Annotated in this window: 11 protein-coding genes; 3 read left to right on the top strand and 8 right to left on the bottom strand. The window is 62.8% G+C overall.

What is annotated here, in order from left to right; all coding sequences use genetic code 11:
* Window positions 1–88: 88 nt before the first annotated feature.
* The 3 genes from D906_RS01005 to D906_RS00995 all read right to left on the bottom strand — a co-directional run bounded on the left by D906_RS01005 (window position 89) and on the right by D906_RS00995 (window position 2,711).
* Window positions 89–1,918, bottom strand: a complete 1,830-nt coding sequence (locus D906_RS01005; RefSeq protein ID WP_016711447.1) for an SLC13 family permease — start codon at window positions 1,916–1,918, stop codon at window positions 89–91.
* A 138-nt stretch (window positions 1,919–2,056) separates the two neighbouring features.
* The gene (locus tag D906_RS01000; RefSeq protein ID WP_025753699.1) at window positions 2,057–2,446 is read right to left on the bottom strand and encodes a glycine zipper domain-containing protein; all 390 of its coding nucleotides are present in this window, start codon (window positions 2,444–2,446) and stop codon (window positions 2,057–2,059) included.
* Window positions 2,447–2,519: 73 nt separating this feature from the next.
* Window positions 2,520–2,711 carry a hypothetical protein gene (locus D906_RS00995; RefSeq protein ID WP_016711445.1) on the bottom strand — a complete coding sequence of 64 codons (192 nt, stop codon included), beginning with the start codon at window positions 2,709–2,711 and terminating at the stop codon, window positions 2,520–2,522.
* Between the two features lie 224 nt (window positions 2,712–2,935).
* On the opposite strand from D906_RS00995, the gene D906_RS00990 reads away from it, so the two are divergent.
* Window positions 2,936–4,096: a GGDEF domain-containing protein gene (locus tag D906_RS00990; RefSeq protein ID WP_025753701.1), complete on the top strand. Its 1,161-nt coding sequence runs from the start codon at window positions 2,936–2,938 to the stop codon at window positions 4,094–4,096.
* A gap of 1 nt (window position 4,097) precedes the next feature.
* On the opposite strand, the gene D906_RS00985 is transcribed toward D906_RS00990, so the two are convergent.
* Entirely contained in the window at window positions 4,098–4,388 is a 291-nt protein-coding gene (locus D906_RS00985) for an RcnB family protein (protein WP_019098348.1), read from the bottom strand.
* Between the two features lie 114 nt (window positions 4,389–4,502).
* On the opposite strand from D906_RS00985, the gene D906_RS00980 reads away from it, so the two are divergent.
* Window positions 4,503–4,853 (top strand): hypothetical protein, encoded by a 351-nt coding sequence (locus D906_RS00980; protein WP_027615023.1) that lies wholly within the window; start codon window positions 4,503–4,505, stop codon window positions 4,851–4,853.
* Window positions 4,854–5,079: 226 nt separating this feature from the next.
* Window positions 5,080–5,901: a bifunctional 2-polyprenyl-6-hydroxyphenol methylase/3-demethylubiquinol 3-O-methyltransferase UbiG gene (locus tag D906_RS00975; RefSeq protein WP_027615022.1), complete on the top strand. Its 822-nt coding sequence runs from the start codon at window positions 5,080–5,082 to the stop codon at window positions 5,899–5,901.
* Here D906_RS00975 and D906_RS00970 read toward each other — a convergent pair whose 3' ends face one another.
* The 4 genes from D906_RS00970 to D906_RS00955 form a co-directional block, all read right to left on the bottom strand.
* Window positions 5,902–6,669: an SDR family oxidoreductase gene (locus D906_RS00970; RefSeq protein ID WP_016711440.1), complete on the bottom strand. Its 768-nt coding sequence runs from the start codon at window positions 6,667–6,669 to the stop codon at window positions 5,902–5,904.
* Window positions 6,670–6,705: 36 nt separating this feature from the next.
* Window positions 6,706–7,773, bottom strand: coding sequence for a phosphotransferase family protein (locus D906_RS00965; RefSeq protein ID WP_027615021.1), 1,068 nt, complete (start codon window positions 7,771–7,773; stop codon window positions 6,706–6,708).
* A 184-nt stretch (window positions 7,774–7,957) separates the two neighbouring features.
* Window positions 7,958–8,275, bottom strand: coding sequence for an SCP2 sterol-binding domain-containing protein (locus tag D906_RS00960; protein WP_016487959.1), 318 nt, complete (start codon window positions 8,273–8,275; stop codon window positions 7,958–7,960).
* A 57-nt stretch (window positions 8,276–8,332) separates the two neighbouring features.
* Window positions 8,333–9,043 (bottom strand): histidine phosphatase family protein, encoded by a 711-nt coding sequence (locus tag D906_RS00955; RefSeq protein WP_025753703.1) that lies wholly within the window; start codon window positions 9,041–9,043, stop codon window positions 8,333–8,335.
* Window positions 9,044–9,094 lie beyond the last annotated feature (51 nt).

Here is a 9,094-nt window from a genome sequence, read left to right as displayed (position 1 = left end):
CGCAGTGTGTTTCGTCAGGGCAGTTGATGTCAATCTGCCGCGATCGGTCGAGATAATGCCAAATTGCCTCCATTCCTCGGTTGTGTCGTCACAGCCCGAAGAACCAAGGCACCATCAACACGGTCACCAGCATTACCAACAGGGTGAACGGTACGCCGATTTTGACGAAGTCGGCGAAACGGTACTGCCCCGGGCCCAGCACCAGCGTATTGACCGGCGATGACACCGGCGTCATGAACGCCGCCGATGCGGCCAACGCCACCGTCATGGCGAACGGGTAGGGCGACATCCCCAGCTGTGTAGCGGTACTGACAGCCACCGGCGCCATCAGTACCGCAGTGGCCGTATTGGAAATGAACAGGCCAATCACCGCCGTGACGGCAAACAGGCAGGCGAGAATGGCACTGGGGCCGGCCCCGCCCAGCACGCTGACCAGCCCGCTCACCGCCAGGTCGATGCCGCCGGTTTTCTGCAGCGCCTGGGCAAAGGGCAGCATGCCGACGATCAGCACCAGGCTTTGCCAATGAATGGCCCGATAAGCGCTGTTCATGTCGATGCAACGGCCGGCGCCCATCAGCAGGCAACCGATCAGCGCCGCCATGACATTGGGCACGGCACCGCTGACCATCAGCCCGACCATCACCGCCAGGCTCAACAGTGCTTGCGGCGCGCGGGTGCGGGCGGGCGCCACCTGGTCGATTTCGGCAGGCAGGCTCAGCACCAGGAAGTCCCTGGGCTTGCTTTGCAGCTGGCGTACGGCCTTCCATGGGCCGACTACCAGCAGCGTGTCGCCAAGGCGCAGCTTTTCTTCCACCAGTTGGTCTTCGATCGCTGCCTGCTCGCGGCGCAGGCCGACCACATTGAGGTCGAAGCGGGTACGGAAGGCCAGTTCGAGAATGCTCTTGCCAATCAGCTGCGACCCGGGTGGTAGCGAGACCTCGGCCATGCCCAGTTCCTGGGACTGGTCGATGAAATAGGCGGCCTTGAAGTGAAGTGGCTCCAGTTGCATGGTCTGGCACAGGCTGCGCAGGTCGTCGCGATTGGCGAACAGGTCGAGCAGCAGCACGTCGCCCTGGTGCAGCACGGTGCTGGAATCGGCAGCCATCACCCGCGTGGTGAACTTGTGCTGGCGTTCGATACCGATCACGTTGGCGCCGTGCCGGGTACGCAGCTCCAGCTCGCCGAGGGTGTGGCCGATCAGCGGCGAGTGGGGGCGGATGCGCAGGCGCCGTTCGCGGCCGTTGAGCTTGTAGTCCAGCACCAGGTCCAGCAGTGTCCGGCGGGTTTCCACGCGGCCGTCCTTGCGTACTTCGCCGTTGAGCCAGTGGCGGGTCAGCAGCATGTAGCCGATGCCCAGCACCAGCACCACCAGGCCAAACGGGGTAAAGCTGAAGAAGCTGAAACCGGCTTCGCCATTGCGCACCAGCTCGCTGTGCACCACCACGTTGGGCGGTGTGGCCACCAGGCTGAGCATGCCGCTGATCAGGCCGGCGAACGCCAGTGGCATCATCAGGCGGCTGGGCGAGAGTTTCAGGCGTGCGGCGATACTGAGCACCACCGGGATGAAGATGGCCACCACGCCGGTGGAGCTCATGATCGAGCCCAGCCCGGCCACCGCCACCATCAGCAGCACCAGCAGGCGCGCCTCGCTGTTGCCGGCCCGCTCGCTCATCCATTCGCCGATGCGGTAGGCAATGCCGGTGCGCACCAGGCCTTCGCCAATCACGAACAGGGCGGCGATCAGCACCACGTTGGGGTCGCTGAAGCCGGCCAGGGCTTGCTCGACGGTGAGGATGCCGAGCAGCGGCAGGGCGAGAATCACCAGCAGTGCGACCACGTCCATGCGCGGGCGGTTGATGACGAACAGGAGGATGACGATGGCCAGCAGGCCGAGGACCCAGAGCAGCTCTTGGTTCATGGGGAGGGGGTGTTCCTTCACACAGGGGCACGATAGACAGTAGCAGCCAGTGTGCCAGCTTGTGATGAAGGGGGTGTTGATGTGCTGCAGGGTTTGCCAAACAAAAGGGGCCGCATTGCGGCCCCTTGGGTCACCGGATCAGTGACGGTGACGGCGGTGCTTCTTGCTGCCGTTATTGTCGCCCAGGTGGTTGCCGATGGCACCACCGGCCGCGCCGCCCAAGCCGGCACCGACGGTAGAGCCGGTCTTGCCGCCCACCGCGCCGCCCAGCAGCGAGCCGCCGGCCGAGCCCAGGCCACCGCCGATGGCGGCTTCGGTACGGTTGCCCTTGCGTGCACCTACCGCACTGCCGGCTGCGCCGCCGAGGCCGGCGCCGATGGCCGCCCCGGTCTTGCCACCGATCGATTGACCGACAACGTTACCCAGGGCACCACCCAGGCCACCGCCAATGGCGGCAGTACCGTCACCGGCGAAAGCGCCCTGGCACAGCAGCAGGCCGAGGGCAAGGGAAGGCAGAGTCAGACGCATGATACGAACCTCAAAGGAGTCATCAGGTTAAGGTGCCGCGCAACGGGCGGCGGGTCAGGGGTGCAAAGACGCTTCAGCGGTAGTAGCGGTCACCGCGGTACTGGCGATTGTCATCGTCATCATCGTCGCGGTCATGGCGATGGTGGTGCCGATGGTCACGGTCGCGGTCACGCCAGCCGTCGTCGTCGTCATGGTAGCGATGGCTGTGGCAGCCTGCGGTCAGCAGGACAACAGCAACCAGCGAAAGGCTTGCAAGGCGGGTCATCACGATATAGGTCCTTGATCCGCAATGGTTTACAGGGCACTTGCTGAGACTGGGAATGATCCATTTGGTTTCCCTGGCAGGCAAAAATTTGTCGCGCCAGTGATGAGCGGCGTGCTTCTGGGCTGCTGTTCTGTCCCATTCGGTCATGGTCGAGCCGGTAATACACCTCTAGACTGTGGGGTAAGCCGCAGGCAAGACGGCAATTTGCCACACAGTGAATCATGATGATCGCCCATACCCCCACGTTGTTCGCCGCCGTTGCCTTGGTTGCAACCATTCTGGCCTTCTGCCTGTTGCTGGTCGGGCGCAGTAACCGCCGTGACAACCTTTCACTCACGGGGTGTGGGTTGCTGGTGCATGCCCTGGCCTATGTCTGCTACACCGCCTACGCCCAGGCCCCGCTGTGGCTCAGCTATGGCCTGGGCAACAGCCTGTTGTCGCTGGCCTTGGCGTTCTATACAGCCAGCCTGTTTCGGGTGCGTCAGCAGGTGGTGCCTTGGCGCAGTATCTTCATTATCCCGGCGTGCATGCTGGTGGGGTTGATGCTGCTGCTCGATACGGTGGAGCCACGTATGCTGCTGGCAACGCTGGTGCTGATGCTGCAGTGTTCGATGATTCTGTACTGGGCGCGACGCTATGCCGAGCGGCCGGGCAAGGCCCACTTGCTGCTGCAGATCGGTGCGTTGATCAGCTTGGTCGGCCTGGGCATGCGTGGGGTGGCGGTGGCCAATGGCACGGCGGTGGAGTTGCGCTATGACACCAGCAACCTCAAGCAGAGCATTTCGGTGGCGATTGGCACCGCCACGGTAATGATGTATTCGATCGGGCTGGTGTTGATGGCCAAGGAGCGCAGCGAATCCCGCTTGCAGCACCTGGCCCTGCACGATGTGCTGACCGGCACGCTGAACCGCAGGGCGATCCTTGAGCGCTTTGCCGTGGAACTGGACCAGGCTCGCCAGCAGCAGGGCAGCCTGGCTGTGGCGATGATCGACATCGACCATTTCAAGCGCATCAACGACCTGTACGGGCACCTGGCAGGTGACGAGGTGCTGTGCCATTGCGTGCGCCAGTTGCAACAGCGGCTGCGCCAAGGTGACTGCCTGGGCCGATATGGTGGTGAGGAGTTCCTGTTGCTGCTGCCGGGCACTGACCGCAACGGGGCGATGGCTGCGCTGCAAGGGCTGCGTGAGGCCATTGCGCGCAACCCGGCGAGTTTTGCCGGTGACCAGATCGAATTGCGCTTCAGCGTTGGCTTGTGGTGCGGCGTGCCTGGGCTCAAGGACAGTACCGCCAGCCTGTTGGCCCAGGCTGACGCAGCGCTTTACCAGGCCAAGGCCGCCGGGCGCAATACGGTGCATCTGGCGGCAATGGCCGAAGCGGGTTGACTCACGACGCCGGCTGGATTGCCAGCACTACGCCGTTGGTGATCTGTACCAGTACAAAGTGCCCGCCCATGCGTACCCAGTGGCTTTCTTTTTCGGGCTTGGGCAGGCCCTTGGCTTGCCAGTCCTGGATGGCCTGATCGTCTCGTTTGTACTGGTCCGGCGCCTTGTCACCCACCTTGAGTTCGCGATTGTGTGTTTCCGGCGCGGTGACGCTTTCTTCGCTGGAAGGGGCGGCGTTTGCCGCCAGGGGTAGGCAGGGTAGGGCCGCGAGCAGCAGATAGTGCAGTTTCATGGGGTATTCCTCTTGGCTATGTGTCTTATCTGCGACAGCGGCAGGTGTGTGGCAATTCACTCGCGATGCATGCCAGTGCTAGAGTCGCCTTCTTTTTTACCCTGAGGATGGAACATGCGTGCGATTCTGCCGATGGCCGCAGCACTGATGCTGGTCGGTTGTGCTTCTGCGACCATGGAGACGGCCCGCGGCGGCAAGCCGACGGTGCAGCTCGATTCGCACAAGGCGCCAGAACTGGTGGCCCAGTGCATCCAGTTCAGCTGGCAGGAAGAGAAGGTGTTCGGCGACGATGCCAGTGGCTATCTGGAGCCGCGCAAGCAGGGCGGGTTTACCGTGTATACCCGCGAAGCCGAAGCGTTCGTGGATGTTTACCCGCAGGCGGGTGGGGCGCGGGTTGACTATTACGCGCAGAAGCATGACGGCGTGGCATTGCAGCGCCGGGCGGCAGCGGCTACCTGTTTGTAACCGCTTGGAGTGGCCTGTTTTGGCCTCATCGCCGGCAAGCCAGCTCCCACAGGTGTTGCCCAAGCCTTCAGCATTGTGCGGTCCCTGGGGGAGCTGGCTTGCCGGCAACGGGCTGCAGAGCGGCCCCAGTGGCGCGAGCGGGGCTTTACAATTTTTAGCAAGGCAGTGGTGACGCAGGGAACGTGGTAACGGCTAGCATCAGCCGTTACCACTCAAGGACGACACCATGGATCGCTCACTGCAACTCAACCGTGCCAGCTGGGACGAACGCGCTGCGCTACACGCTGCCTCCAAGGACTACGAAGTCGAGCTTCTGGTCCAGCGCCCCGGGCACCTTTCCGAAACCGTCCGCTTCGACCTGCCATTGCTAGGCGATATCAAAGGGCTGAACGCTGTTCACCTGCAGTGCCACATCGGTACCGATACGCTCTCGCTGGCGCGCCTTGGCGCCCAGGTCTGTGGCCTGGACTATTCCGCAGCTTCGCTGGCCGAAGCGCGTGCACTGGCCAAACGTTGCGCGGTGCCCATCGAGTACGTCGAGTCTGACGTCTATGCTGCCGACAAGGTGCTGCCGGCAGGCACGTTCGACCTGGTTTATACCGGTATCGGCGCACTGTGCTGGTTGCCTCGCATCGAGCCGTGGGCGCGTACAGTGGCAGCACTGTTGAAACCACGCGGGCGGCTGTTCCTGCGCGATGGGCACCCGATGCTGATGGCCGTCAACGAGGACCACCATGACCGCCTGCAGCTCGAATACCCGTATTTCGAGCACGAAGCGCCGACGGTGTGGCACAACGACCAGACTTACGTCGAAACCGAACAGCGCCTTGCCCACACCGAAACCCATGAATGGAACCACGGCCTGGGCGAAGTGGTGACTGCCTTGCTGGCGCATGGGCTGCAACTGACGGCACTGGTCGAGCACCAGAGCATCCCCTGGCAGGCGCTGCCGGGGCAGATGGTCAAGGGCAGTGACGGTGAGTATCGCTTGCGCGAGCAGCCCGCCCGTCTGCCCTTGAGCTACACCTTGGTGGCGATCAAAGCGTGATCAGGACAGGTAGCCGCCGTCTACATTGAGTGCCGTGCCGGTGGTGTAGCTGGACGCATCGCTGGCCAGGTACAACACTGCGCCGGCCATTTCTTTTGGGTCGGCCACCCGCTTGAGCGGGATCTGCTGCAGTGCGGCGTTCAGGATGGCGTCGTTCTTCACCAGTGCCGAGGCGAACTTGGTGTCGGTCAGGCCCGGCAACAGCGCGTTGCAGCGAATGCCAAACTGGGCGCACTCCTTGGCGAAGACCTTGGTCATGTTGATTACCGCTGCCTTGGTTACCGAATAGATCCCCTGGAAGTGGCCGGGCGACACCCCGTTGATGGACGCCACGTTGATGATGCTGCCACCGCCGTGCTCACGCATCAGCTTGCCAGCTTCCACCGACATGAAGAAGTAGCCGCGTATGTTCACGTCCACGGTCTTCTGGAAGGCGTTCGGGTCAGTATCCAGCACGTTGCAGAACTGCGGGTTGGTAGCCGCGTTGTTGACCAGCACGTCCAGTCGCCCGAACTGCTCGCGAATGCCGGCGAACACCTGCTGGATCTGCTCCAGTTCACCGATGTGGCAGGCCACCGCCGTGGCCTTGCCACCGGCGGCGATGATGGCGTCGGCCACCTGCTGGCAACCGTCGAGCTTGCGGCTGGAAACGATCACATGGGCGCCTTGCTGTGCCAGCAAGTGGGCGATGGCCTCGCCAATGCCACGGCTGGCACCGGAAACGAAGGCAATCTTGCCGTCGAGGTCGAACAGGTGGGTCTTGGACATGCTGTTTTCCTTGTTATCCGTCGTCGTGGTCGGTGCTCAGAGCCTGGACTTGGCAATGACCTGGAGGGTCATCTGCTCCAGCAAACGGTTCATGTGGATGAACTGGGCGAAGCGCTTGTCCTGAGTCTGGCCGTGGAAATAGCGGTAATAGATTTGCTGGACGATGCCGGCCAGGCGGAACAGGCCATAGCAATAGTAGTAATCGAAGTTGTCGAGCTGGATGCCCGCTCGCTTGGCGTAGTAATCGACGAACTGGCGACGGGTAAGCATGCCGGGTGCATTGCTCGGCTGGCGGCGCATCAGTTGCACGGGGGCCGGGTCGTCGGCCTCGATCCAGTAGGCCAGGCTGTTGCCCAGGTCCATCAGCGGGTCACCCAGGGTGGCCATTTCCCAGTCCAGTACCCCGATGATGCGCATGGGGTTGTCGGCGTCGAGGATCACGTTGTCGAAGCGGTAATCGTTGTGCACGATGCCGGGCTTCGGGTGGTCGGCGGGCATCTTGTGGTGCAACCAGGCGATCACCTGTTCCCAGCGCGGGGCATCCGGGGTAAGGGCTTTTTCGTAGCGGCTGGTCCAGCCCTCGATCTGGCGTTGCACATAGCCTTCCGGCTTGCCCAGGTCGGCCAGGCCGCAGGCGTTGTAGTCCACCTGGTGCAGCTCGACCAGGCGGTCGATGAAGCTTTTGCACAGGGCCTCGGTGCGGCTGGCGTCCAGGTTCAGTTCGGCAGGGATATCCGAGCGCAGAATGATGCCCTTGACCCGCTCCATCACGTAGAACTCACCGCCGATCAGGCTGCTGTCGGTGCAGTGCACATAGGCCTTGGGGCAGTAGGGGAAGCCTTTGTTCAGCTGGTTCAGGATACGGAACTCGCGGCCCATGTCGTGGGCCGACTTGGCTTTCTGCCCGAACGGTGGGCGGCGCAGTACGAAGTCACGGCCCGGGTAGCTGACCAGGTAGGTGAGGTTGGAGGCGCCACCCGGGAACTGGCTGATGCTGGGCAGGCCATCCAGGCCGGGGATATTGGCCTTGAGGTAAGGGGCGATGACGGCCGCGTCGAGTTCTTCGCCGGGGCGTACCTGGGTGGACTGGTCGGTGAGCGTCATGCGTTTTCCTTATTCTCGATCGCAAGGACTATTGGCTAATCTAATGGCCTGCCCGGGCTGGAACAAGCGTGCCAGGTGCCATATAGGTGCGGGTGTTGCCGGTGGATCACTGCACCGAATGCCGGGCAAAAAAAAACCGAAGCCGCGAGGGCTTCGGTTTTCGATCATCCGGAATCCCCAGCCCTCAGGACGGGAACAGCTCGCTGAGTTTCATCGACAGCATCATGTCGCCTTCAACGCGCAGCTTGCCGCCCATGAAGGCCTGCATGCCGTCGGTTTCGCCACTGACGATACCCTTCAGGGTTTCGCTGTCCATTACCAGGGTGCAGTTGGCATCCGGGTTTTCGCCTTCCTGCAGGTCGCAGGTGCCGTCTTTGACGATCAGCGCGTACTGCTTGCCTTCGTCGGTGATGTTGAAGCCGAACACCAGGTCCAGGCCGGCGGCAGCGGATGGGTTGAACTTCTCTTGCATCTTTTTGACGGCATCAGCTACGGAGGTCATGGCGCATTCCTTATAGAGTGATTTACACGTCCCCGCAGGGACACAACAAAGCCGGGCTTATCGATAGGTGACAAACTCCGGCGCCCTCAACAGCTGCACATGGGCTTGGCTGTTGAAGGAAGCCAGTGCCACGTCGCGGCCGCGGAACTTCAGCTGGCTGAGCGACGTGTTGATGATCTGCCAGTTCAGCGCGAACGCCTGGCTGGGGGTGATACGGGTAACCAGGTGGAGCAGGGCGGCAATGGTGCCGCCCGAGGTGAAAATGGCGATATTGTCGCCGCTGCCGGCGGTATCCAGTACGCGTTGCAGCCCACCCTGTACGCGGGCAGTAAAAGCTTGCCAGGTTTCCAGGCCGTCGTCGGCATGCTCCCCGTCGTGCCAGCGCTGCACCATCAAGGCGAACAGGCGCTGGAACTCGCTGCGGTGCTGCGCAGCATTGCGCAGGATGTGCAGGGCGTTTGGCTCTTGCGGCAGCAGCTCGGGCAACAGGGCACGGATGACGCCGTCGGCATCGAACTCATTGAACGCCGCGTCGGTCTCAACCGCCGGCACCGGGCAGCCGTTGGCCTGCAAGGCCTCCAGGGCAAGGCGCGCGGTATCCTGCTGACGGCGCAGGTCGCCTGCCACGCAGCGGTGCAGCCGCACACCCAGTTGGGCAAGGTGCTCACCCAGGGCCTGGCTCTGGCGCACGCCCACGGGGGAGAGAACGTCGTAGTCATCGGCACCGAAGGAGGCTTGGCCATGTCGGATCAGGTAGAGGTTGCCCACGAAAGGTTCCGGCCTGTTGGAGGTTGCTGCGAGGTTAGGATGCGCCACACG

It is taken from the genome of Pseudomonas sp. LAIL14HWK12:I1, from assembly GCF_003202095.1.
Classification (GTDB): Bacteria; Pseudomonadota; Gammaproteobacteria; order Pseudomonadales; family Pseudomonadaceae; genus Aquipseudomonas; species Aquipseudomonas monteilii.
This window is presented reverse-complemented; position numbering and strand designations above follow the sequence as displayed.

What these genes read in the sequence shown, in the direction of transcription:
- D906_RS00990 (WP_025753701.1), top strand. Translation starts at nt 2,936, where the DNA reads ATGATCGCCCATACCCCCACGTTGTTCGCCGCCGTTGCCTTGGTTGCA.
- D906_RS01000 (WP_025753699.1), bottom strand. Translation starts at nt 2,446, where the DNA reads ATGCGTCTGACTCTGCCTTCCCTTGCCCTCGGCCTGCTGCTGTGCCAG.
- D906_RS00985 (WP_019098348.1), bottom strand. Translation starts at nt 4,388, where the DNA reads ATGAAACTGCACTATCTGCTGCTCGCGGCCCTACCCTGCCTACCCCTG.
- D906_RS00980 (WP_027615023.1), top strand. Translation starts at nt 4,503, where the DNA reads ATGCGTGCGATTCTGCCGATGGCCGCAGCACTGATGCTGGTCGGTTGT.
- D906_RS00975 (WP_027615022.1), top strand. Translation starts at nt 5,080, where the DNA reads ATGGATCGCTCACTGCAACTCAACCGTGCCAGCTGGGACGAACGCGCT.
- D906_RS00995 (WP_016711445.1), bottom strand. Translation starts at nt 2,711, where the DNA reads ATGACCCGCCTTGCAAGCCTTTCGCTGGTTGCTGTTGTCCTGCTGACC.
- D906_RS00970 (WP_016711440.1), bottom strand. Translation starts at nt 6,669, where the DNA reads ATGTCCAAGACCCACCTGTTCGACCTCGACGGCAAGATTGCCTTCGTT.
- D906_RS00965 (WP_027615021.1), bottom strand. Translation starts at nt 7,773, where the DNA reads ATGACGCTCACCGACCAGTCCACCCAGGTACGCCCCGGCGAAGAACTC.
- D906_RS00960 (WP_016487959.1), bottom strand. Translation starts at nt 8,275, where the DNA reads ATGACCTCCGTAGCTGATGCCGTCAAAAAGATGCAAGAGAAGTTCAAC.
- D906_RS01005 (WP_016711447.1), bottom strand. Translation starts at nt 1,918, where the DNA reads ATGAACCAAGAGCTGCTCTGGGTCCTCGGCCTGCTGGCCATCGTCATC.